At 55.3% G+C, this 22347-nt stretch carries 22 protein-coding genes and 1 other annotated feature; of the genes, 20 read left to right on the top strand and 2 right to left on the bottom strand.

Annotated elements, in window-relative coordinates; all coding sequences use genetic code 11:
* The first annotated feature begins 7 nt into the window (after positions 1–7).
* The 17 genes from BQ7364_RS17995 to BQ7364_RS09365 all read left to right on the top strand — a co-directional run bounded on the left by BQ7364_RS17995 (position 8) and on the right by BQ7364_RS09365 (position 16783).
* Positions 8–163: a hypothetical protein gene (locus BQ7364_RS17995; protein WP_006060679.1), complete on the top strand. Its 156-nt coding sequence runs from the start codon at positions 8–10 to the stop codon at positions 161–163.
* Positions 164–189: 26 nt separating this feature from the next.
* Complete coding sequence (locus BQ7364_RS09440; RefSeq protein WP_072684470.1) at positions 190–1257, top strand: AI-2E family transporter; 1068 nt, start codon at positions 190–192, stop codon at positions 1255–1257.
* Positions 1232–1435 (top strand) — a binding site (T-box leader). It overlaps the preceding gene by 26 nt.
* Positions 1436–1493: 58 nt before the next feature.
* Positions 1494–4115 (top strand): alanine--tRNA ligase, encoded by a 2622-nt coding sequence (alaS, locus tag BQ7364_RS09435; RefSeq protein ID WP_072684570.1) that lies wholly within the window; start codon positions 1494–1496, stop codon positions 4113–4115.
* Between the two features lie 56 nt (positions 4116–4171).
* Positions 4172–4429: an IreB family regulatory phosphoprotein gene (locus BQ7364_RS09430; RefSeq protein WP_006060683.1), complete on the top strand. Its 258-nt coding sequence runs from the start codon at positions 4172–4174 to the stop codon at positions 4427–4429.
* A complete protein-coding gene (ruvX, locus tag BQ7364_RS09425) occupies positions 4429–4848 on the top strand; it encodes a Holliday junction resolvase RuvX (protein WP_006060684.1) in 420 nt (139 codons plus the stop codon). The genes BQ7364_RS09430 and ruvX overlap by 1 nt, the downstream gene beginning before the upstream one ends.
* Positions 4849–4899: 51 nt before the next feature.
* The gene (locus BQ7364_RS09420; protein ID WP_039865117.1) at positions 4900–5166 is read left to right on the top strand and encodes a DUF1292 domain-containing protein; all 267 of its coding nucleotides are present in this window, start codon (positions 4900–4902) and stop codon (positions 5164–5166) included.
* Complete coding sequence (mltG, locus tag BQ7364_RS09415; RefSeq protein ID WP_006060686.1) at positions 5147–6229, top strand: endolytic transglycosylase MltG; 1083 nt, start codon at positions 5147–5149, stop codon at positions 6227–6229. Before BQ7364_RS09420 ends, mltG begins: the two co-directional genes overlap by 20 nt.
* 27 nt (positions 6230–6256) lie before the next feature.
* Entirely contained in the window at positions 6257–6886 is a 630-nt protein-coding gene (udk, locus tag BQ7364_RS09410; RefSeq protein ID WP_072684469.1) for a uridine kinase, read from the top strand.
* Positions 6887–6913: 27 nt separating this feature from the next.
* Positions 6914–7384, top strand: a complete 471-nt coding sequence (greA, locus tag BQ7364_RS09405) for a transcription elongation factor GreA (RefSeq protein WP_006060688.1) — start codon at positions 6914–6916, stop codon at positions 7382–7384.
* Between the two features lie 49 nt (positions 7385–7433).
* Positions 7434–7907 (top strand): ComEA family DNA-binding protein, encoded by a 474-nt coding sequence (locus BQ7364_RS09400; protein WP_072684468.1) that lies wholly within the window; start codon positions 7434–7436, stop codon positions 7905–7907.
* Complete coding sequence (locus BQ7364_RS09395) at positions 7898–9835, top strand: ComEC/Rec2 family competence protein (protein WP_072684467.1); 1938 nt, start codon at positions 7898–7900, stop codon at positions 9833–9835. The genes BQ7364_RS09400 and BQ7364_RS09395 overlap by 10 nt, the downstream gene beginning before the upstream one ends.
* Before the next feature lie 8 nt (positions 9836–9843).
* On the top strand, positions 9844–10803 hold the full coding sequence (holA, locus tag BQ7364_RS09390) for a DNA polymerase III subunit delta (protein ID WP_072684466.1): 960 nt from the start codon (positions 9844–9846) through the stop codon (positions 10801–10803).
* A 77-nt stretch (positions 10804–10880) separates the two neighbouring features.
* Entirely contained in the window at positions 10881–12185 is a 1305-nt protein-coding gene (locus BQ7364_RS09385; RefSeq protein ID WP_072684465.1) for an L-serine ammonia-lyase, iron-sulfur-dependent, subunit alpha, read from the top strand.
* On the top strand, positions 12182–12676 hold the full coding sequence (locus BQ7364_RS09380) for a DNA-deoxyinosine glycosylase (RefSeq protein ID WP_072684464.1): 495 nt from the start codon (positions 12182–12184) through the stop codon (positions 12674–12676). Before BQ7364_RS09385 ends, BQ7364_RS09380 begins: the two co-directional genes overlap by 4 nt.
* A 32-nt stretch (positions 12677–12708) precedes the next feature.
* Entirely contained in the window at positions 12709–12915 is a 207-nt protein-coding gene (locus BQ7364_RS09375) for a hypothetical protein (protein ID WP_072684463.1), read from the top strand.
* Positions 12912–15206, top strand: a complete 2295-nt coding sequence (locus tag BQ7364_RS09370) for a peptidase U32 family protein (RefSeq protein ID WP_072684462.1) — start codon at positions 12912–12914, stop codon at positions 15204–15206. Before BQ7364_RS09375 ends, BQ7364_RS09370 begins: the two co-directional genes overlap by 4 nt.
* A 164-nt stretch (positions 15207–15370) precedes the next feature.
* Positions 15371–16783 (top strand): amidase family protein, encoded by a 1413-nt coding sequence (locus tag BQ7364_RS09365; RefSeq protein WP_072684461.1) that lies wholly within the window; start codon positions 15371–15373, stop codon positions 16781–16783.
* A gap of 67 nt (positions 16784–16850) precedes the next feature.
* Here the strand turns inward: BQ7364_RS09365 and BQ7364_RS09360 are convergent, their stop codons facing one another.
* A complete protein-coding gene (locus tag BQ7364_RS09360) occupies positions 16851–17525 on the bottom strand; it encodes an LrgB family protein (RefSeq protein WP_072684460.1) in 675 nt (224 codons plus the stop codon).
* Complete coding sequence (locus tag BQ7364_RS09355) at positions 17522–17884, bottom strand: CidA/LrgA family protein (RefSeq protein WP_039865273.1); 363 nt, start codon at positions 17882–17884, stop codon at positions 17522–17524. The genes BQ7364_RS09360 and BQ7364_RS09355 overlap by 4 nt, the downstream gene beginning before the upstream one ends.
* 235 nt (positions 17885–18119) lie before the next feature.
* On the opposite strand from BQ7364_RS09355, the gene BQ7364_RS09350 reads away from it, so the two are divergent.
* From BQ7364_RS09350 to BQ7364_RS09340, 3 genes are read left to right on the top strand one after another with little or no spacing between them, the layout of a single operon-like run.
* Entirely contained in the window at positions 18120–21059 is a 2940-nt protein-coding gene (locus tag BQ7364_RS09350; RefSeq protein WP_072684459.1) for a chromosome segregation protein SMC, read from the top strand.
* Positions 21056–22027 carry a signal recognition particle-docking protein FtsY gene (ftsY, locus tag BQ7364_RS09345; RefSeq protein ID WP_072684458.1) on the top strand — a complete coding sequence of 324 codons (972 nt, stop codon included), beginning with the start codon at positions 21056–21058 and terminating at the stop codon, positions 22025–22027. Before BQ7364_RS09350 ends, ftsY begins: the two co-directional genes overlap by 4 nt.
* Complete coding sequence (locus BQ7364_RS09340) at positions 22017–22343, top strand: putative DNA-binding protein (protein ID WP_006060729.1); 327 nt, start codon at positions 22017–22019, stop codon at positions 22341–22343. Before ftsY ends, BQ7364_RS09340 begins: the two co-directional genes overlap by 11 nt.
* The last annotated feature ends 4 nt before the right edge of the window (positions 22344–22347 follow it).

Genomic DNA, 22347 nt, shown 5'->3' with positions numbered 1-22347 from the left:
GGAACGTATGAAAAAATGGTTATTCGGTTTCATGGCCGGTATGGCTGCCGGCATGGTGGTCGCGTTTGCGAATGAAGATGAACTCGACGACGCTTATTACAAGGCCTGCAAATGTAAAAAGAAGCTGATCCGCAAAATGCACCAGATGGATCTTGAACACTAACCCCGTCGTTGCGGGGTTTCTCTTTTATGAAAGACCTGTTTGAACGAACGGATTGGAAACGCTGGCTGCAGCTGTTTGGCTGCGTGCTGATCGTGATGATCGTGCTCAGAATGTTAGGCTGGGATGTTGTGCTGATGGCCGTCTTCCATGCGCTGTCGCCGCTGTTGTTCTCCTGTCTGATCGTGTTTCTGTTTGAGCCGTTTGTCGAGAAACTGCCGTTTCCCCGGGGGATCAGCTGTTCGCTGGTGTACTTCGGTTTCCTCGGGCTGTTGGTTCTGGGCATCGGCATGATGGTGCCGTTAGTGATGGAGCAGGGGTCGCAGCTGCTGGGCGAAGCGGGCCGGTTAAGAGAACAGCTGGCGGCGACCGAGTTCTTTCACTGGGCCGGGCAGCTGGATTGGCATGGCGTATTCACGGCCGGCTATGAGGCGGCGATGAGCGCGACCCGCAGCGCCGTCGACCGGCTGTCGTTTTTCGGCGTCAGCTTTTTAGGTGCGTATTTCATTGCGCTGGACATGGAAGCCTTCGGGCGCATTCTCAAAAAACGGCTTCCGTCCTATCAGCACTGGCTGCTTTTCTACAAAACCAGCTCGCGCGTCGTCTACCACTATCTGCGCGGCTTGGCGCTGGATTTGTTGTTTTTAATGATCACCGTGTCGGTGCTGTTGTTGATCTTCAGCGTACCCAACGCCGTATTCTACGCGATCATGCTTGCGCTGTTCAATCTGATTCCCTATCTGGGCGCAACGGTCGGTCAGATCGTGATCCTGCTTGCGCAATATTTCGCAACCGGTCAGATCCCGTGGGTATTGGGTGTCTTGTTGTGGCTGATCCAGCAGATTGAAGCCAACTGGGTGCAGCCGCTGATCTTCAAAAAGGTCATGAACCTGCGGCCGGTTTATACGCTGATCGCGCTATTGGCCGGGGGTTGTTTCTTCGGCATGATCGGGATCATTCTGGCGCCGATCCTGGCCGCGATTGTACAGCTGGCCTACCGCAGCTATCTTTTCGCAAAATGCACGGAAACAGTTGGCACGTGGGAAACAGTGTGGTATAATTTCGATAGTTTTGAAAACGATGACGAAGAAGAGTAGATCAGGCTGTTCCATTGCAGAGAGAAAACGGCGGTGCAAGTTTTCATGGAATCTGATCGAAGCCGCTTCCGAGTTTGCCCAAAGCAACGTGTGCTCTGCGTTAAAGAGAAATGAGGGCATTTCTTTTGAAGAAAAGAAATGAATCAGGATGGTACCGCGTGAGTAAAGCGTTCCTGGAGTTTCAGGGCGCTTTTTATTTTGGCAGACGCATCAGACAAAGAAAGGAAGAAACAAACATGAAAGAATTAACAGGCAACCAGGTACGCCAGATGTTTCTGGACTACTTCCAATCCAAAGGTCACATGATTGAACCGGGAGCTTCGCTGATCCCGCATAACGATCCGACGCTGTTGTGGATCAATGCGGGCGTCGCGGCGCTGAAAAAATATTTCGACGGCAGCGAGAAGCCGGCCTGCAACCGGATCGCCAACGCGCAGAAGTCGATCCGCACCAACGATATCGAAAACGTTGGCAAGACTGCCCGGCATCATACGTTCTTTGAGATGCTCGGCAACTTCTCGATCGGCGATTACTTCAAAGCGGACGCGATCCCGTTCGCCTGGGAATTTTTAACCTCGCCAAAGTGGATCGGCTTTGACAAAAACAAGCTGTATGTCACTGTCTATCCGGACGATGAGGAAGCTTACCGCATCTGGACCGAGGTGTGCGGCGTCGATCCAAGCCATATCTTAAAAACCGAAGATAACTTCTGGGAGATCGGCGAAGGGCCGGGCGGACCGGACAGCGAGATTTTCTATGACCGCGGCGAAAAGTATGACCCGGAGGGGTTAGGCGAAAAGCTGTTCTTTGAAGAAATGGAGAACGACCGCTACATCGAAGTCTGGAACGTCGTGTTCAGTCAGTTTGACTGCCGGCCGGGAACGGACCGCAAGCTGTATAAAGAGCTGCCGCACAAGAACATTGATACCGGCATGGGACTGGAACGGTTAGTTTCGATCATCCAGGAAGGGGAAACGAACTTTGATACCGACCTGTTCCTGCCGATCATCCGCGCGGCGGAAAAGCTCGCCAAGCATCCGTATGAAGGTGAATATAAAATGGCGTACCGCGTCATTGCCGACCATATCCGCACCGTGACCTTCGCGCTGAGCGACGGCGCGATGTTCTCCAACGAGGGCCGCGGCTACGTGCTGCGCCGGGTGCTGCGCCGGGCGGTTCGCTACGGTATTAAATTAGGCATTAACGGCGCGTTTATGTACAAGCTGGTCGACGTCGTCGCCGACAACATGAAGGATTTTTATCCGTATCTGTTAGAAAAGTCGGAATTTGTCGCCAAGCTGGTTAAGAATGAGGAAGAAGCGTTCCACTCGACGCTGGCCAACGGTGAAAAGCTGCTCAATGAGGAGCTGGCCAAAGCCGAAGCGGCGAAAACCTTGAGCGGCGAGGTCGTCTTCAAGCTGTACGATACCTACGGCTTCCCGCTGGAGCTGACGAAAGAAATCGCCGGCGAGCGCGGTTATACGATCGACGAGGAAGGCTTTGAGGCGCAGATGGCGAAGCAGCGTGAACGTGCCCGGGCCGCGCGTGAAGACGCGCAGTCGATGGCCAGCCAGTCGGCGGATCTGATGGATTTCACGGCGCCGTTTGAATTCACGGGCTATGAAACAATGAGCGATACCGGAACGATCACCGGATTGTTTAAAAACGGCGTGCGCGTCGCGATACTGGAAGACGAGGGCGAGGTCATCCTCGACCGTTCCTGCTTCTACGCCGAAAGCGGCGGACAGGTGGCCGACGGCGGCACGATGCGCTGCGACGAAGCGGATTGCGAAGTGCTCGACGTCAAGAAAGCGCCGCACAAGCAGTTTATGCATCATGTGAAAGTCGTCGACGGCGTGCTGAAGGAAGGCATGAAGCTGCAGCTGCAGGTCGACGTCCAGCGCCGGATCCGCACGATGGCCAACCATTCCTGCGTCCATCTGATGCAGAGCGCGCTGAAGAAGATCGTCGGCAATCACATCGCCCAGGCCGGCTCTTATGTCTGCCAGGATTACGCGCGGTTCGACTTCACGCATTTTGAAAAGGTCAGCGATCAGCAGTTAAAGGAAGTCGAAGCGCTGGTCAACGAATTTGTCATGGCGAAATTTCCGGTCCATACCGAAGTCATGGCGATTGAAGAAGCCAAACATTCCGGCGCGATCGCGCTGTTTGATGAAAAATACGGCGATGAAGTCCGCGTCGTATCCATGGGCGAGGTTTCCAAGGAACTGTGCGCCGGCACGCATGTCCACAATACGCAGGATATCGGTGTGTTCAAAATCGTCAGCGAAGAAAGCATCGGCTCCGGCATTCGCCGGATCACCGCCAAGACTGGCTATGCGGCTTATCAGGAGTTTGTCAGCGAGCAGGACGTGTTAAAAACGATTGCCGCGCAGCTGAAGATGAACAGCCTTAACGGCGTCAGTGAAAAGGTTGCGGGCGTGCTGGAAGAAAACGCGGCGCTGAAAAAAGAAATCGGGCAGCTGAACCAGAAAATGATGGTCTTAAAAGCAGACGACATGGTCAATCATGCGGAAGCGGTCAACGGTCTGAATATCATTCTGGAAGAGGTTTCCGGACTTGACGGACAGGCGATGAAGAATCTGGCGGAAACGCTGCGCAATAAGTGTGAAAAATCTTTCATCTTCTTAGCCAATCCTTCGGAAGGCAAGGTCACCTATGTCTGCGCCTGCAGCAAGGAAGCGATCGCCAAGGGCATAAAAGCCGGAGATTTCGTGAAAATGGCGGCCCAGATGAGCCAGGGCAACGGCGGCGGCCGGCCGGACATGGCGCAGTCGGGCGGCAAGGATGGTTCCAAAGTGGACGAAGTCTTTGCGCTGATTCGCTCAAAACTTTGAAAATCCCTTTCCAATTTCCGCAGTTTACGCTAAAATGAATTCAAGGAGGGATATCCATGTCAAAACAAATTACCGAAACGATGTCTTTTAAGTCAGAGGAGATCCGCAGAGATAACATCAAGCAGGTGCTCCGGCTGACAAAAGAAGCGCTCGAAGAACGAGGCTACAATGCAGTGAACCAGCTGGCAGGGTATCTGATTTCCAATGATCCGGCCTACATTTCCTCGCATCACAACGCCCGCAGCATCATTCAGTCGGTCGAGCGTTACGAAATCATCGAGGAACTGGTGCGTTCCTACCTGGAAGAAAAGTAATGGAACGGATCATGGGGCTGGACCTGGGCAGCCGCACGCTGGGCATCGCGGTTTCCGATCCCCTGGGCATGATTGCCCGGACCGTGGAAACGTTCCGGTTTGCGGATGACGATTACGACGCGGCCTGCGCCCGGGCGGTGCAGCTGGCGAAGGAGCTGGGTGCAGTGAAGTTTGTACTGGGCCTGCCGAAGCACATGAACGGCGATGTCGGGATCCGCGGCCAGATATCGCTGGATTTCAAGGCGAAGCTGGAAGCAGCCTGCGGCCTGCCGGTCATCTTGCAGGATGAACGGCTGACGACGGCGGCGGCCGAGCGAATCTTAATCTCTGCGGACGTTTCCCGCAAAAAGCGCAAAGCGGTGATCGATCAGATGGCGGCAGTGCAAATCCTGCAGAGTTATTTAGATCAGAAGCGCTAAGAGTGCAGCAATGCACTCTTTCATTTGAATCGCAAAAAGGAGGAAAAAGCGATGTTGGAATCAAATAAAATTTTAATTACGGAAGAAGACGGCACGGAAACAGAAATGGAAATCCTGTTCACCTTCGACGACGACAGCCGCAGCAAAAGCTATGTGCTGTTCACCGATCCGAAGGATGAGGAAGGCGAGGTTTTCGCCTGCAGCTACACCGACGAGGGCGAAATGGAACCGGTTGAGGATCCCGAGGAGTGGAGCATGATCGAGGAAGTCTTCGGGGCTTTTGTCGAGGAATTAGACGATGCCGAAGTCGAAGAATAAACGGCGCAAAAAGAATAACGGACTGGCCGCCGTACTGATCGTGCTGGTCGTATGCGCCGGCCTGGTTCTGGGCGGGATTTTCTTTTACAACGGTCAGCTGAAGCCGGCCGCTTCGGAAAGCGAACAGATCACCTTTACCGTCAGTCAGGGCGAATCGCTCAACCGGGTCATTAAGAACCTGGAAGATCAGGGCGTGATCCGCAGCGGCTGGGCGGCGAAGATCAGTGTCAAGCTGGCGAAGCTGACGAACATCAAAGCCGGCACGTACATCTTGGATCCGAGCTGGGAAGTCCGGGAGATTTTTGAAGTGCTCAACGATTCCCACGGGGCGGTCGTTAACGACACGCGCTTAACGTTCATCGAGGGCGACTGGGCGAAGCATATCGCTGAAAAAATCGGCGAGACGACGCGCTGCAGCAAGGATGAAATGTTGGCGCTGTGGAACGATGAAAGCTATGTTCGTTCGCTGATGAGTGATTATCCGTTTTTAACCGAGGAAATCTTCAACGCGGACAGCCGGATTTTATTAGAAGGCTATCTGTTTCCGGAAACCTACAATTTCTTTGTCGACGCCGACGCCGATCAGATTACCCGCAAGATACTGGATCAGACGCTGAAGGTTTACAATGAGTTTGCGGATCAGTTCGCGCAGTCGCAGCTGAGCGTGCACCAGCTGTTTACGCTGGCTTCGATTGTTCAGTATGAAGCGGCCAAGCCGAGCGATATGCAGCTGGTCGCGGGCGTGTTCTACAACCGTCTGGCCGCCGGCATGAAGCTGCAGTCGAGCGTCACCGTGTGCTATGCGATAGATAAGGAAAAAGACGACGACTGGATGGCGTGCGAGGTCAATCCGGACTTTGATTCCCCGTATAACACCTACCGCGTCGAAGGTTTGCCGCCCGGCCCGATTCTCAATCCGGGACGCGATGCGATTCAGGCGGTCCTGCAGCCGCAGGCCAGCGATTACCTGTATTTCATGGCCGATGTGAAGGGTGACGGCACGGTGTATTACGCCAAGACCTACGCCGAGCATCAGGCCAATGTCCGCAAGTATTTAAAATAAACGTCAGTCAGGAAGAGGTGAGGGAAGATGAAGCCGTTATTGATCGGCATCGCCGGCGGCAGCGCGTCGGGCAAAACGACGATTGCCCAGTGTCTGAAGGAAGAATTTGAACAGACGCGGTCGGTCGTGATCATCCGCGAGGACGATTATTACAAAGACCAGTCGCAGAAAACGATGGCGGAGCGGGTAAAAACGAATTATGATCATCCGTTTGCCTTCGATCACGCGCTGATGATCGAACAGATCGACGCCCTGTTAGCCGGGCAAGCGATTGAGAAGCCGGTTTACGACTTTGTCCAGCATACCCGCAGCACTGTTACGGAAGTGATCGAGCCGTGCGATGTCGTCGTGCTTGAGGGGCTGTTTGTGCTGGAGGAGCCGGAGCTGCGCAAGCGCTTAAACATCAAGGTGTACGTCGATACCGATGCCGATATCCGCTTTATCCGGCGGCTTTTGCGGGATGTCGAGGAACGCGGAAGAACACTGCAGTCGGTCGTTAATCAATACACAGAAACCGTGCGGGTGATGCACGAGCAGTTTATCGAACCGTCCAAACGGTATGCCGACGTGATCATCCCCGAGGGCGGAAGCAACGTCGTTGCGATCGATCTGCTGAAGACAAAAATCAGTAGCATCATCAGTCCAAATATGCTATAATAGCCGAGCTAAGGAGTGAGAAAACCAATGGCAGATGATAAAATTTATGTAACTCAAGAAGGTCTTGAAGAATTAAAAAAGGAACAGGAAAACCTGATCCATGTCGTTCGTCAGGAAGTCATTGAAGATTTAAAGGCCGCCCGGGCGCAGGGCGACTTGTCTGAAAACGCCGACTACGATGCCGCGCGGGATCGTCAGGCTCAGGTTGAAGCCCGGATCCGCGAGCTGGAAGTCATGCTTAACAATATCGAAATCATCGACGATAAGCAGGGCTCGGTACGGGTTGCGAAAATCGGCTCAACCGTTAAGATCGAAGAACTCGACACGCATCAGATTGACGAGTTCACAATCGTGGGTTCCGTAGAAGCGGATCCGCTCAACGGCAAGCTGTCCAACGTCACGCCGCTGGCGGAAGCAATTCTGGAACACAAAGTTGGTCAGACCGTTGAAGTTCTGGTCGACGAGCCGTATCAGGTAAAGATTTTAGAGATTCGGTAAAAAAACAGGATTTTTAACAATTTGCGCAATAGAATAAGCAGGTGATCTTATGAGAAAAGAGTTCCTGCTTATTTTTTGTTTCGTTTTTCTGCTTCTGCCGCTGATTCCGCAGCGCGTCGTCGATTTGGAGGCTATGCGCGGGCAGCCGATTACCGTGACGATCGAGGGGGCTGTGCGGGAGCCGGTCACCCTGGAATGTCCGCCCTACACCGAGCTGGGCGAATTGCTGGACCAGGTGACGCTGTTGGACGACGCGGACCTCTCGCCGTTTTCAATGACGATGATCGTCAAGGATCACGACGTGATCCAGATTCCCCATTTCCAGGAAACGCCGCGGATTTCGATCAACACCGCATCCGCCGAGCAGCTGACGCAGCTGCCGGGAGTGGGGCAGGCGACGGCGGAAAAGATCGTGGCTTACCGCGCGGAGCATGGTTTGTTTCAAACGTTGGAAGATCTGATGCAGGTGCCGGGCATCAAGCAGAAGAAATGGGAAGCGCTGAAGGAGTTTATATGCTTATAAACGACACTGACGCGCTGCGGTGGCTGGTTTGCGTCGTGATCAGTCTGTGTCTGCCGCTCCCTGTGCAGAAAACCGGCCTGCTTTTCAGCCTGGTCTTCGTGCTGGTCTCCGCCCGCCCGAAGCAGCGGAAGTTTCTGTTTTTCTGGCTGTCCTCGGTTCTTGTCATTCTGTTCTGGCAGCTGAAACCGTCGCCGGCGCTCACTGCACCACGGATCAGCGGCACGGTGAGCGCGGTTTCCGCCAACAGCTTTATCCTCGAAAATTCTCAAGGCCGCTTTCAGGTGATCAGCGAAAATCGCCCCGGGTTAGACGATCAGGTCGAGGTCGAAGGGGAAAGCAGTGCGTTTGAGGAAAATTATTCGTTCTATGGTTTTGACGCGAAAGCCTGGTCGCTGCGGGAAAAGCTTAACGGCCGCATGTTTGCCAAAACCGTTAAGATCGTAAGCGCCGGGAAAACACCGCGGGCTTTTCTTTACCGCCGCATTGAAGCGATCCGCGATCCGGCTGCCCGGGCGCTGGCAGGCAAGCTGATTCTGGGTGTGAATGAGGAAGAAGGCGGACTGGCGATCTTGCTTCGCTGCGGATTTCAAATCAGCGTGCTGATCCAGGGCCTGGGAATGATCTGCGGCTGGTTCTGGACGGACCGGAGCGTGCGGAGGATCCGCTTTGGGACCGTGCTGGGCATCGCCGCGATACTGCATTTTCCCTATCCTCTGGTTCGTCTGGTGCTCAGCGAAGGCTTCCGGCTGAATCCCCATCGCGATAAAATCGAAACGTTTAAAACCAAATGGCTGTTATTGGCGCTGTTAGCGCCGCGAAGGGTCGCGACAGCGGCCTTTCTGCTTCCGTTCGCGTTTGCGCTGCTCGCTATGTTTCCTGCTCGCTCAGCGCTGCGGACCGCCCGTTTTACGCTGAGCTGGGCAATGCAAAGCTTCCTGTTTCATACCGTGAATCCCATGATGGTGCTTGGGATGCGCGTGTTGCGCTGGGGCTTGGCGTTGTGTACGCTGGGTTCTCTGGCCGGGCTTGTCTTTACGCCGTTTCTGTCCTTCAGTGTGAGCCTCGCCGGTCTGTTGGATCGGGTGTTAAGCTGGGGTAGGGAGCTGCCGGGGCAGCTGTCGTGGCTGATTGTGATTCTGGCCGGGGTTGCCGGGGTGTTCCCCAAGCGCGTGCGGATGATTCTTTTCTGCGTGCTGATCGGGGGCTGGACGCTGTTGGGCTGGTGGCATCCGTGGGCCAGTCTGACGCTGATCGACGTCGGTCAGGGCGACAGCATCCTGATCCGCCTGCCGTACAATCAGGGGAATCTTCTGATCGATACCGGCAAGCCGGCGGCGCTGGATCAGGTTGAAGCAATGCTTCAAGGCGAGGGCGTGCGGCGGCTGGACGCGCTGATCTTAACGCATGAGGACGATGATCACAGCGGCAACAAGGAGGCTTTAATCGAAGCCTATCAACCTGCGCAGGTGATCGAGACGATGACCGAACCGCTGACCCTGCACGGCTTAACGATTTTCAATCTGAATCCTGACAGTGAAACGCGGCAGGGGAACGAGGGATCGCTGGTGCTGCTTTTGCGGATGCAGGATCTGACGATGATTCTGGGCGGGGACGCCCCGGCTGAAATTGAGCAGAAAATTCTGGATCAGATTCCCGGCCTGCGCGCGGATATCGTCAAGCTCGGGCATCACGGCAGCCGCACGTCCAGCTGCGCGCGCTGGCTGCAAATGCTGAGACCGATTGTGGCGCTGAATTCCAGCGGCCGCAATAACCGCTACCAACATCCCCATCCCGAGGTCATGCAGCGCCTGGAAGACTGCCGGATCGGGATGTTCGATACGAAGCAGGAAGGCGATATCCGGATTATCGTAACGCCGATTTGTAATTTCCTTTTTACCGCGCGCCGGGGATTTGCTATAATAGGGTAGGTGATTCGATGAACTATTTATTGTACGGGTCGGAAACGTATCGGCTGAAGAAAAAACTGGACGAGCTGCTGAAAGCGAACGATCCGGAAAACACGGGCATGAACACGGTGGTCTACGAAGCAGGCAACGCCGATTTTCAGCTTCGTGCGGTTCTGGAAGACGCCTGGACAATTCCGTTCTTTGCGGAAAAGAAAACCGTCGTCGTGCGCAATCCGGTCTTTTTAACGACAAGCGGATCGTTAAACGAGAAGGACGGCAAAGCGCTGGAGGATTACCTCAATCACAGCTGCCCGAGCACTGATTTAATTTTCTGCGGTGAGTTTGAAAATCTGGATCAGCGCAAGAAGCTGGTCAAGCTGGCTGTAAAAACGTGCCGGGTGTTCACGATGAAGCGGCTTGATGAACGCGAGTTTCGTTCGTATGTCAATCAGCAGTTATCGGCGCACCAGCTGATCCTGTCGCGCGATGCGATGGACGAGCTGATGCAGCGGCTGCCGCTTGATTTGGAAAACTTCCATCAGGAGCTGATCAAGCTGACGCTGTTTGGAACGAAGATCAGCCGCGACGACATCGTGCATCTGGTCAGCCGGCCGTTGGACGAGGATGTGTTTCATCTGGTCAACGCCGTCATCACGCATGATTTAAAACAGGCGATGCATCTTTGGCACGATCTGGATTTCCTGAACAAGGATCCGATTTACCTCGTCGCCCTGCTGGCTTCGCAGTTTCGCCTGATGGCGCAGGTGCGCATGCTCAGCGATCGGCGGATGAGCGAATCGATGATCGCCCAGCAGCTGAAGGTTCATCCTTTCCGCGTCAAGAAAGCGCATGAAGCCGTAGCCCGGCTGAATTCCGAACGGTTATTGGAAATTCTGAACGATTTAGCCGAGCTTGATCAACGGTTTAAAAGCGGGACGCTGGACCGCAGGCTGGGCTTTGAAATGTTCTTAATCAAAGCCGCGCACTAAAAAATCTGTGAAATCACCAGAGAAACAGTCAGAATCCGCGTGTTTTCATACGCTGAAAGAATAAAGGGAGTGTTACGATGGATTCATTAAAGGAACTTTATAAAATCGGTCCGGGTCCCAGCAGTTCGCATACGCTGGGGCCGCAGCGGGCCTGCCAGCTGTATAAGGCAGAATACGGCGAGCAGCTGCACCACGTCGAAGTTGAGCTGTACGGCTCGCTGTCGTTAACCGGCAAAGGTCATCTGACAGATTATATCATCCGCAAGACCTTTGAGCCGGCGAAGACGACAATCTTCTTTTTAAAGGACTGGAAGGAAAGCTTTCCCAACGGTTTTTATATCCGCGGCTACAACCGGGATCATCAGCTGCTGGCAAAATGGACGGTGTTCTCCGTCGGCGGCGGTTCGATTAAGATTTTAGAAAAGCATCTGGAAACGGGCGAAAACGTTTATCCGGAAAATACGATGCAGGCGATCCGTGAAATCTGCGACAAAGAAAAGATCGGTTTTGCGGAATACGCGCTGCGGGCGGAAGCCGGACTGGAGCCGTATCTGGATAAGATTCTGACCGCGATGCTCGCATCCGTAAAGGAAGGTCTGCAGGCCAGCGGCGTTTTGCCGGGACGGTTGAAGATGGAACGCGCAGCGAAGGCAATGCTTTTACAGGCGGGAACGATCGAGGATGAAGCGGAACGGACGAAGATGAAGCTGGCGGCCTATGCCTATGCGGCCAGCGAACAGAACGCTTCGGCCGGCACCGTCGTCACTGCGCCGACATTGGGCTCCTGCGGCGTCATGGCGGCCTTGATGTATTACTATTATAACGATCAGCAGATCACCCGCGGCAAGCTGGTCAAAGCGCTGGCAGTGGCGGGTTTGTTCGGGGATCTGATCAAAACCAACGCCACGATTTCCGGTGCGGTCGGCGGCTGTCAGGCAGAGATCGGCGCAGCCTGCGCGATGGCTGCGGCCGCAGCCGCCTATCTTAACGGCATGAACTGCGGTCAGATCGAATACGCCGCGGAAATCGGCATGGAGCACCACCTTGGATTAACGTGTGATCCGGTTGGCGGCTATGTCATCATTCCGTGCATCGAACGCAACGCTGTCGCAGTCCTGCGCGCCTTGGACGCGATGTCGCTTGCTCGCACGATGAGCCGGATTAAAAAGAACCGCGTCAGCTTCGACGTCGTTGTCAAAACGATGAACTATACCGGCAAACATCTGCCGATTGAACTTAAGGAAACCTCGCTTGGCGGCTTAGCCAAAGAGGTGCAGATTGTACCTGAGGAACATCCTTCCTGTCTGGACGGTCATCTGATCGTTGAGGAAGCCGTCATGGAAAACGACGTGCTGGCTTCGCCGATCCGGTTCGATCTATGAACAACGCGGCGCAGACCGTCGTGCATCCGTTCGCGCCGATCTACGACGCGCACAGCCGGGTGCTGATTCTCGGATCGCTGCCTTCGGTCGCCTCGCGTCAGCAGGCGTTCTATTACGCTCATCCGCGCAACCGGTTCTGGCCGGTCATGGCGGCGCTGGACGGAAGTCCGCTGGATACCACGGCGCAGCGCGTGGCCTTTCTGCACCGCCGGCACTTCGCGTTGTGGGATGTGATCGCCAGCTGCACGATTACCGGCAGCAGCGACGCCAGTATCCGCGACGTCACCGCCAACGATTTCAACCGGCTGCTTGCGGAAACGGAAATCAAAACCATTGTGACGACCGGCAAGACCGCCGGCCGCTGCTATCAGAAATACGCTCAGCCGAAAACCGGCATCGAAGCGATCGTGCTGCCTTCCACCTCGCCCGCCAACGCCGCGGTGTCGTTCGAGCAGCTGATCGAAGCCTATCGGTTTCTGTTTGAGCTTTAGAGAAAAATTGAAGTTCCAAAGGAGGACATGGCATGGGAATTTTATTATGGCCGTTTAAACTGGTATTCTGGCTGACAGGACTGGTATTGTCCTTATGCGGCAAGCTGATCACCATCATTTTGGGGTTAGCCGTCTGCGCGCTGGGTTTGATGCTGTGCGCGACGCTGATCGGTCTGTGGCTGGGCATTCCGTTAGCTATATTAGGGATTTCGCTGATCATTAAAGGAGTTCTGGGATGAAACGCCCGGAACTTTTAGCGCCGGCGGGCAGCATGGACGCGCTGATCGCCGCCGTCAACAACGGGGCGGACGCGGTCTATCTGGGATCGACGCGCTTCGGCGCGCGGGCCTATGCCGGCAATTTCGACGAGCAGCAGCTGCGTCAGGCGGTGCACTATTGTCATCAACACGAGGTGAAGGTCTATGTCACCGTCAACACGCTGATTTTTGAAAACGAGCTGGACGATGCCAAGGCGTTGATTGATTTTCTGTATCACACCGACGTCGACGCTCTGATCGTACAGGATCTCGGCTTGGTTTCCTGGATCCGCCGGGCTTATCCGGATTTTGAGCTGCATGCTTCGACGCAGATGCACATCCATAACCGGGAGGGTGTGCGCTGGGTCAGACAGCTGGGGATGAAGCGCGCTGTGCTGGCGCGGGAAACCCCGGTCGAACTGGTCAGGGAGTGCGCTGAGGAAGGGCTGGATCTGGAGATTTTCGTCTACGGCGCCTTGTGCGTCTGTTACAGCGGCGAATGCCTGATGTCCAGCATCAACGGCGGCCGCAGCGGCAACCGCGGCCAGTGCGCACAGCCCTGCCGGCTGCCGTATCAACTGGTTGAAAGGGACAGCGGCCGGGTCATCGAAGCTCCGGGGGAATACTTATTAAGTCCGATGGATCTCAATACCCTTGACCAGGTTGAGGAGTTGATCCGCAGCGGAGCGACGAGCTTTAAAATTGAAGGCCGGATGAAGCGGCCGGAATATGTCGGTGCGGTCGTGCGGGCTTACCGTGAGAAAATCGACGCGGTTCTGGCCGGAATGCGGCCGGCTTCTGAGGAAGAGGAACAGATCCGGTTAAAGAAGTTGTTCAACCGCGGCTTCACCACCGGCTATCTGTTTCATCAAAGCGGACCGGCGTTGATGAATCCGCTGCGCCCCAATCACGTTGGAATCCGCATCGGCACGGTGCTCAGCCAACGCAACGGCCGTGTCCAGGTAAAATTAACCGCGCCGCTGCATCAGGGCGACGGACTGCGGATTTTACGTGAAAACGGCGAAGATATCGGCTTCATTGCCAATTACATCTATAAGCATGATTTGTTATGCGCCCAGGGACAGCCGGGCGAGATCATTGAGCTGCCGGTGCGGGAGAAAGTCCGGCCGGAGGCTGCTTTGCTTCAGACGACTGACAGCGAGCTGATGAAGGAAATCCAGGCGCAGTCTGCCCAGCCGGCGCGCCGGACGGCCGTGCGGTTTACGATCCGAGGCCGGGCTGGCGAACCGATGCAGGTGGACGTCTGCGACGAAATGGGATTTCAGGCGCAGGCCCGGACGGAACAAGTTCTGCAGCCCGCGCAGAAAGCACCGTTGGACACGGGGCGGTTAACCCAGCAGCTGGGCAAGCTGAACGATACGCCGTTTCAGCTGGAAAGCGTCGACAATCAGCTGGAAGGGGCGTTGTTTCTGCCAGTTCAGCAAATTAACGAAGCCCGCCGCCAGGCGCTTGATCAACTTGCGCAGCGGCGAGCTGTCCGCTATCCTGAGCGGGCTCAGCTTCAGCGTCAGGCTGTTCAGCCTTTAACGATCCAAGAAAAACAGCCGCTGCCGGGATTGATCGTGCAGATTGAAACCCGCGAACAGGCGGAAGCGTTGGCTGAGCTTCCAGTGCAGCTGATCAGCAGCGTGCCGGCCCTGATTCAGGCGTATCCGCAGATCATGCCCTCAACGCTGCGGGTCCAGGAGCATCCGGCCCGCTGCGAAACGGAATGGCTACAGACCGAGGAAATCGGAACGCTGACCCGGACAACGACGCGGTTGATCTGTACGAGCGGCTTCAATGTGACCAACAGCGAAGCGCTGGCGCTGCTGCTCAGCCAGACTTCGGTAGCAGGTGTGGAGTTTTCACTGGAAATTAATCCAATGCAGCAGAGTGCGATTCGTGAAGCGTTTAAAGAACAATACGGATTTTCCGCGCCGACCGTGCAGTACGTCTACGGTTATCGCGATCTGATGGTGTCTAAGGCTTGCCCGGTCAACCGATTGTTGAAAGACGGGACGAAGCGGAACTGTCAGCTATGTCATCAGCAGGCCTATGCGCTGAAAAATAAAAAAGGTGAACTCTACCCCGTTTTCGGCGACGCCGCCTGTTACAGTCATTGTCTTGAAAAAACGCCGTTTGAGCTCAAAGCCGGCGAGCTGGATCCACATTCTGCGTGGAAGATCCGGCTGACGCTGGAAGACGGCGCTGCCAGCCGGCAGATCGTTGAACGTTTCCTTCGTATCCGCAACCGGATTCAGGGAGAATAAGGAACTGTTGGTTGAAAAGAAAACAAGATCGTACACTTCCACCGCGGCGAAACGCCGCGGTTTTACTATGTTTCGATATGAAAATCAAAAGTTCCGTTTCGGAAGCGGGATGAGCTGGTTTAACGTTTTCAATTATGCTACACTAACAAAAAGGGGGAATTTTCATGTTTGAAGCTTCAATTTCAGAACTGGCGGAAGGCTTGCGGACCGGCCGCTGGACCAGCCGGAGTTTAACCGAGGAAGCACTGCGCCGTATCGCGGAGATCGACCAGTCCGGACCGGGCTTGAACGCGATTGCCGAGGTGAATCCGGATGCGCTTTGGATTGCGGACGCGCTCGACCGCGAGCTGCGGGAAACAGGACCGCGCGGACCGCTGCATGGGCTGCCGGTCGTCGTGAAAGATAATATCAGCACAGCCGGCAAGATGCACACCACGGCCGGTTCGGCGGCACTGGCTGATTTTTACGCACCGCAGGACGCCGAAGTCGTGCACCGGCTGAAGCAGGCGGGAGCCGTCATTCTCGGTAAAGCCTGTCTTTCTGAATTCGCGTATTGGGTAGCCCGGAAGCGGAAGATGCCGTCAGGGTTCAGCTCGCGCAGCGGTCAGGTCGTCAATCCCTATGATCCGCAGCTGGATCCGTCCGGAAGCAGCTCCGGCTCCGCCGTGGTCGTCGCCGCTCAGCTTGTACCGTTTTCCATCGGTACGGAAACCAACGGTTCGCTTGTTTCCCCAGCCCGCAACAACGCCGTGGCGACGATCAAGCCGACGGTGGGGCTGATTTCCCGCAGCGGCATCATTCCGATCTCCTCGATGCAGGATACGGCTGGACCGATGGGCAAGACGATCGCGGACTGCGCCGTCGTCCTGGATGCGTTATGGGGCAAGGATGAACTGGACCCGGCGACGCTGGCGTGCCCGGATCACTTCGATTTCGCCGGTGCGCTGAACCGCGGGGTCGCAGGCTTCCGGATCGGCGTTCTGACGTTTGACGACGCACCGCAGGATGAGCTTGAAAACACGATTCTGGAGCAGGCGCGGCAGATTCTGGTACAGCAGGGCGCAACGCTGGTGCCGGTTTCCCTCCCGCAGGGCCGGCTGAACAATATGCCGGTGCTAGAGCATGAATTCAAAAATGGAATCAACGCCTGGCTGGGGTCTGTCCGCGGCTGCACCGCGATGCGTACGCTGGACGATATCCTAGCGTATAACCGCCGGTATGCGCAAACCTGCCTGCGTTACGGACAGGATCTTCTGGAAAGCAGCAACCGCACCTCCGGCACGCTGCGGGAAGCCGACTATCTCCGGCAGCGCTTAGCGTTGACCCGTCAAACACGCACAGAAGGAATCGACCGGCTGTTGAAGGAATATCAGCTGGATTGTCTGATGACGGTTAAAATCACCGGTTATGCGCCGATTGCCGGATATCCCTGCGCCGCGGTCTGCGCGCAAAGTCCGGACCAGGGGACGCCGTGTTCCGTCTTGTTTATTTCTACGGCCTGGAGCGAAGAAACGTTGATCACCGCTGCCCATGCGCTTGAAACAAAACTGTGCGCCCGCCATGCCCCGATTTTCTAATAAAGTCAAAAAAAGCATATCGTCAGTTTCTGCGCTGAACGATATGCCTTTATTTTGGTTTGAATGTTCACAGCAGCGACAGGATGACCGTAAAGATGCCGGTGATCCCGATCGCCAGTCCGGACAGGCCGCCTTCCTGTTCGCCGATCTCAATCGCCTTGGACGTGCCCATCGCATGCGACGCTGTGCCCAGGGTAATGCCCAGCGCCACGCTGTTTTTAATCTTCAGTTTAGTGAACAACAGGGGGATCACGATCGAACCGAGAATTCCGGTCAGGATCACCGCCGCTACGGTGATCGCGGGCAGGCCGCCGCTGACCTCACACACGCTGACCGCAATCGGCGTCGTTACTGACTTCGGCAGCAGCGAGCGGGTGATCAGCTCGTTTAAGCCAAAGATCCGGCATAGGAGTGTGACGGAAAGGATCGAGCTGAGCGCTCCCAGAAACGTTCCGATCAGAATCGCCGTCAGGTTCTGCTTCAGGATTTTCCGCTGATTGTACATGGGAATCGCCAGGACACACGTCGCCGGCGTCAGCATCATGGCGATGACGCTGCTGCCTTCCTTAAAATGAGCATAGGGAATCCGCAGAACTAACAGAATCCCAATCAGAATCAGAATCGAAACCAACAACGGATTCAGCCATGTCTTCCGCGTGATCCGCTGCAGCCGGCAGGCCAGAAGATAAACGATCAGGCACAGACCCGTGAAGAAAAACGGACCGTTGAGCAGCTCGTTCATCGCGCCGACCCCCGCTTCTGTAATTTCGTGATCAAAAGGATGCTGCCGCAAGTTACCGCCGCGGTGATCAGGGTGCTGAGCACGATCACCGCCAGGATCGGAAGCAGATCATTTTGGATCGCCCCGAAGCTGTCCAGAATCGACACGCCCGCCGGAATGAAAAAGAACGCCATGTTGGCCAGGAGAAACCCGGCGAATCCGGAAATATCCTCGATCCGCAGCAGCGACGTCGACAGACAGCCTAATAACAGCAGCATCGCCACGATACTGCCGGGAAAAGCAAACGGCAGCAGGGCGCTGATCACCTCGCCCAGCCAGCATAACAGAAACACAATCGTGATTTGTTTTAAAATTTTCATAGGGGAAAAGAACCTCGCTTTAAAAAGATCGTTACCAGTATACCGGAAATAAAACCCCGGCGCAACCGGGATTTTTGAATGGAAGCGCATTCCTTGAGCAATTTTTATCAAAGTGATCACGGATGTGCGGAATTGCTTAAAAAACATGCGAAAGCACCGCTTTTCGTCCTGGGTTTCCTTTAAATTTAAACGCTGGTTTGTTATAATACATAGATGGAGTGAGAAGGAGGATGCCATGTTTCTAAAACGAATAGAAATGCAGGGCTTTAAATCTTTCGCCGATAAGGTCGTGATTCAGTTTGATCACGACGTCACCGGGATCGTAGGCCCCAACGGCTGCGGGAAAAGCAATATTACCGACGCGATCCGCTGGGTTCTGGGCGAACAGTCCGTGAAGTCTCTGCGCGGCAACGCGATGACCGACGTCATCTTTGCGGGCAGCGCCGACCGCCGAATGGTCAACATGGCTGAGGTTACCCTTGTCTTTGACAACAGCCGCCGGGATCTCAACAGCGAGCTGGATGAAATAGAAGTCACACGCCGGCTTTACCGCAATAACGGTGAAGCCCAGTATTTGATCAACCGCAACCCGGTCCGGTTAAAGGACGTTGTGGATCTGATTCTGGACAGCGGCCTGGGAAAAGATTCCCTGTCGATGATTTCTCAGGGCAATATCAGTTCATTCGCGGAAGCGAAGCCGATCGAACGGCGGGCGATCTTTGAGGATGCCGCCGGCGTCAGCAAGTACAAGAAACGCAAGCTTGAATCGCTGTCCAAGCTGGAGCGGACCAAGGAAAACCTCGACCGCACCCAGGATATCTTAAGCGAATTGGAGCGGCAGGTTTCGCCGTTGAAACGCCAGGCCCGCAAGGCTGAGATTTACAGGGAAAAGAAAGCACAGCTGCAGGAAATCGAGATCGCCGTCTTAGTCGAGGAGATCACGCATCTTAACCAGCAGATCGACGAAGCCGTTAAGACACTGTTCGATATCGAGAATTCGACGACGATGCAGCAGACGACGATTCAGGTTCATGAAACGGCCAATCTGGAGGCCAAGAAGGATTCCAACGGGCTGGAAGTTGAAATCAACAAGCTGCAGGAAGAATTGATGCACGTCATCAATGAAATCCAAACGCTGGAAACCCGCAAGATCGAGCTGGATGAAAAGCGGAAATACGCAATTGAGGTCGGCACGCGCGAGGAAAAAGCAAAGCAGATGCAGTCGTTATTGGAAGAAGCGCGCTTTGAATACGAAGACCGGCAGCAGCGGCTGGATCAGCTGCAGCGGGATGTGGCGCTGCTTTCCCAACAGCTGTCGCAGACCGCGATGGAGCTGGCTGAAAACTCGCAGAAAAACGACGAGGCCGCCGGCATTCTGCGGCGGCTGCAGAACCGCAGGGAAGTGCTGGAAAACCTGGCCCGTCAGCCGTTCAATTCACAAGCCGGCGTCAAGGCTGTCATGGATTCCCAGGCGTTTCTGCCCGGCGTCTTAGGCGTCGTGGCGAAAGTGCTGGAACCGGAAAAAGGCTATGAGGAAGCGATTTCGGTTGCCTTAGGCGGCGCGATGTACAACATCGTGACCACCGACGAGGCCAGCGCCCGTCAGGCGATCAGCTTTTTGAAAAAGAACCAGAGCGGGCGCGCGACGTTTCTGCCGATCCGGGTCTTAAAACCCCGCTGGATCGCGCAGGATCACCGCATCGTGGCGCAGAACACCGAAGGCTTCTTAGGCGTCGCCAGCGAGTTCATCCACTGTGATCCGCAGTTTGATTTAGTCAGTCAGTCGTTACTGCAGAACGTATTGGTCTGCGATACGCTGGAACATGGCAACAACCTGGCCGATTTATTAAAGTTCAGTTATAAAATCGTAACGCTGGACGGCGACGTCATCCACCGCGGCGGTTCGATGACCGGCGGCAAGGCCCGCAACAGTTCGTCCTTAATGACGGTTCAGCGCGAACTGGAAGAAATCACGGGAACGATTCAATCGCAGCAGGCGAAATGCCAGTTGGCGCAGAAGGCGCTGGATCAGTCCGGACGCCAGCGCTCTGAGCTGGAGCGGTCGCTGACGGAGAAACGGATCGCCAGCGCTCAGCTGGAACCGGTCGTCGACGCTAAGCGCGCCAAATTTGAACGCTTGAAAAACGATTACGAGCTGTTAGCGCCGGAAGCGGTAGACGGCGAGCAGGAAACGTTTGCGGATTCGCTGATCACATCGCTTAACCAGGCCTATTCCCGCCGGGATGAAATCACGACGTCCCTGTCCCAGAAGCGACAGCAGAAGATGAAGCTGACCGCCGACATCGAACGGCGTGAGCAGCAGATCCGGCAGATCCGCCGGGAACTGGAAACGGCGACCGCCAGCTCGCACGCGATTCAGCTCGACAAGGCGAAGATTGAAACGCGCCTGGAAAACAATCTGGCGCGGCTGACCAGCGAATATCAGCTGACCTATGAATACGCCCGCACCAAGGTTGAGGAAAGCCACATTGAAAATGCGCGCGAGGAAGTGCTGCAGCTGCGCTCGGAAATTGAAGCGCTCGGCAACATCAACATGAACGCGCCGGAAGAATACACTGAGGTCAACGACCGGTACGAATTCATGCGCAAGCAGGTGGACGATCTGATCGCCAGCCGTGATAAAATCCTGTCGGCGATCGACGAGATGGACGAAGTCATGGTCCGGCAGTTCAAGGACATGTTCGATAAGATCAACGAGGAGCTGGGCGATACGTTCCGCGCGTTGTTCGGCGGCGGCAAGGCCCGCCTGATCTTGGAGGATCCGACGGATTTGTTAAACACCGGCATTGATATCGACGTCCAGCCCCCGGGCAAGTCGGTTCAAAATATCCGGCTGTTCTCCGGCGGCGAAAAGAGCCTGATCGCGATCAGCGTGCTGTTTGCGATTCTCAAGGCCCGGCCGGTTCCGTTATGTATCTTCGACGAAGTCGAGGCAGCGCTGGATCAGGGCAACGTCGAACGGTTCGCCCGCTACATCAAGAATTTCAGCGAACGGACGCAGTTCATCGTCGTCACCCATCGTCCCGGAACGATGGGGCAGTGCGAGGTCCTCTACGGCGTCACGATGCAGAAGCAGGGCGTTTCGCAGATGCTGAAGGTCGAACTGACCGACGCGATTGAAATGGCCGAAACCAAGGAGGTGCAGCCGGCATGAGTTTCTTTGATACGCTGAAAGATAAATTTTCCAAGAAAAAAGACGGCGACCGCTATCTGAGCGGTTTCAACAAAACAAGCGACACGATGGGCAAAAAGCTCAACAAGATGGCGTTCGGCTTTAACGGCGTCACCGAGGATTTCCTCGAAGAACTGATGATCGTGCTGTTGGAGAGCGACGTCGGCATTCAGACCGCGGAGAAGATCTGCGATCAGCTGAAAACGACGGTCGATCAATACCGCTACGTTACGTTCAAGGACGTCATGGCCTTTCTGATGGAGATCATGCAGAATATCTATCTGGAAAGCGCCGACGCGCCGATCGTGATGAATGAGAACGGCCCGACCGTGATCTTGATGGTCGGCGTCAACGGCAGCGGCAAAACCACGACGTGCGCCAAGCTGACCAAGCTGTATCAGAGTCAGGGCAAAAAAGTCGGCGTCGTGGCCGCGGACACGTTTAGGGCCGGGGCGATCGAGCAGCTGGCGCGCTGGGCTGATAAGCTCGGCGTCCCGTGCATCAAAGGCCGTGAGAACGGCGATCCCAGCAGCGTGCTGGTCGACGGCTGCCGCTATGCCAAGGAACACAATCTGGATATCCTGTTGTGCGACACTGCCGGGCGCCTGCAGAACAAGGTCAATCTGATGAACGAGCTGGCCAAGATGCGCAAGGTCATCGGCCGTGAAATCGAAGGCGCGCCCCATCATGTATGGCTGGTGCTCGATTCCACAACCGGCCAGAACGGCTTATCCCAGGCCAAGATCTTCCAGGAGGTCACGGATGTGACCGGCATCATCCTGACCAAAATGGACGGCACCGCCAAGGGCGGCATCGTGCTGGCGATCAAGGATGTGCTGCACATTCCGGTCTATTATCTGGGCTTAGGCGAAAGGGAAGACGACCTCAAGCCGTTTGATCTCGATCTGTATCTTTACAGCATTTCGGAAGGCATCCGGGATGTCGGATAAAGAATTAGCTCAAACCGAACGGATGAATCTTTTGATCGATTTCTATGGTACGCTGCTGACAGAAAAGCAGCGCACGATCCTGGATTACTACTTTCAAGAGGATTATTCGCTCTCGGAAATCGCCGAGCTGCAGCAAACCAGCCGCAGCGCCGTGTACGATCTTCTGAAACGCTGTGAAAAGATTTTGGAAGACTATGAATCGAAACTTCACCTGCTGCGTCACTATCAGGTCCGCATCGCGCAATATGAAAAGCTGAAAGCGCTGCACATTGCCGAAGTCGACGCGCTGGTCGAGGTCTGTATGCAGACAGAATAAATGG

Source organism: Holdemania sp. Marseille-P2844, assembly GCF_900120005.1.
Lineage (GTDB): Bacteria > Bacillota_I > Bacilli_A > Erysipelotrichales > Erysipelotrichaceae > Holdemania.
The sequence above is the reverse complement of the archived record's forward strand: the minus strand, read 5'-3'. Positions and strand labels throughout refer to the sequence as shown.

Excerpts from the sequence above, each read along its gene's own strand:
- BQ7364_RS17995 (WP_006060679.1), top strand. The coding sequence starts at position 8 with ATGAAAAAATGGTTATTCGGTTTCATGGCCGGTATGGCTGCCGGCATG.
- alaS (WP_072684570.1), top strand. The coding sequence starts at position 1,494 with ATGAAAGAATTAACAGGCAACCAGGTACGCCAGATGTTTCTGGACTAC.
- BQ7364_RS09350 (WP_072684459.1), top strand. The coding sequence starts at position 18,120 with ATGTTTCTAAAACGAATAGAAATGCAGGGCTTTAAATCTTTCGCCGAT.
- mltG (WP_006060686.1), top strand. The coding sequence starts at position 5,147 with ATGCCGAAGTCGAAGAATAAACGGCGCAAAAAGAATAACGGACTGGCC.
- ftsY (WP_072684458.1), top strand. The coding sequence starts at position 21,056 with ATGAGTTTCTTTGATACGCTGAAAGATAAATTTTCCAAGAAAAAAGAC.
- holA (WP_072684466.1), top strand. The coding sequence starts at position 9,844 with ATGAACTATTTATTGTACGGGTCGGAAACGTATCGGCTGAAGAAAAAA.
- BQ7364_RS09380 (WP_072684464.1), top strand. The coding sequence starts at position 12,182 with ATGAACAACGCGGCGCAGACCGTCGTGCATCCGTTCGCGCCGATCTAC.
- BQ7364_RS09370 (WP_072684462.1), top strand. The coding sequence starts at position 12,912 with ATGAAACGCCCGGAACTTTTAGCGCCGGCGGGCAGCATGGACGCGCTG.
- BQ7364_RS09430 (WP_006060683.1), top strand. The coding sequence starts at position 4,172 with ATGTCAAAACAAATTACCGAAACGATGTCTTTTAAGTCAGAGGAGATC.
- BQ7364_RS09385 (WP_072684465.1), top strand. The coding sequence starts at position 10,881 with ATGGATTCATTAAAGGAACTTTATAAAATCGGTCCGGGTCCCAGCAGT.
- BQ7364_RS09400 (WP_072684468.1), top strand. The coding sequence starts at position 7,434 with ATGAGAAAAGAGTTCCTGCTTATTTTTTGTTTCGTTTTTCTGCTTCTG.
- BQ7364_RS09365 (WP_072684461.1), top strand. The coding sequence starts at position 15,371 with ATGTTTGAAGCTTCAATTTCAGAACTGGCGGAAGGCTTGCGGACCGGC.
- BQ7364_RS09375 (WP_072684463.1), top strand. The coding sequence starts at position 12,709 with ATGGGAATTTTATTATGGCCGTTTAAACTGGTATTCTGGCTGACAGGA.
- BQ7364_RS09340 (WP_006060729.1), top strand. The coding sequence starts at position 22,017 with ATGTCGGATAAAGAATTAGCTCAAACCGAACGGATGAATCTTTTGATC.
- udk (WP_072684469.1), top strand. The coding sequence starts at position 6,257 with ATGAAGCCGTTATTGATCGGCATCGCCGGCGGCAGCGCGTCGGGCAAA.
- BQ7364_RS09420 (WP_039865117.1), top strand. The coding sequence starts at position 4,900 with ATGTTGGAATCAAATAAAATTTTAATTACGGAAGAAGACGGCACGGAA.
- ruvX (WP_006060684.1), top strand. The coding sequence starts at position 4,429 with ATGGAACGGATCATGGGGCTGGACCTGGGCAGCCGCACGCTGGGCATC.
- BQ7364_RS09440 (WP_072684470.1), top strand. The coding sequence starts at position 190 with ATGAAAGACCTGTTTGAACGAACGGATTGGAAACGCTGGCTGCAGCTG.
- greA (WP_006060688.1), top strand. The coding sequence starts at position 6,914 with ATGGCAGATGATAAAATTTATGTAACTCAAGAAGGTCTTGAAGAATTA.
- BQ7364_RS09395 (WP_072684467.1), top strand. The coding sequence starts at position 7,898 with ATGCTTATAAACGACACTGACGCGCTGCGGTGGCTGGTTTGCGTCGTG.
- BQ7364_RS09355 (WP_039865273.1), bottom strand. The coding sequence starts at position 17,884 with ATGAAAATTTTAAAACAAATCACGATTGTGTTTCTGTTATGCTGGCTG.
- BQ7364_RS09360 (WP_072684460.1), bottom strand. The coding sequence starts at position 17,525 with ATGAACGAGCTGCTCAACGGTCCGTTTTTCTTCACGGGTCTGTGCCTG.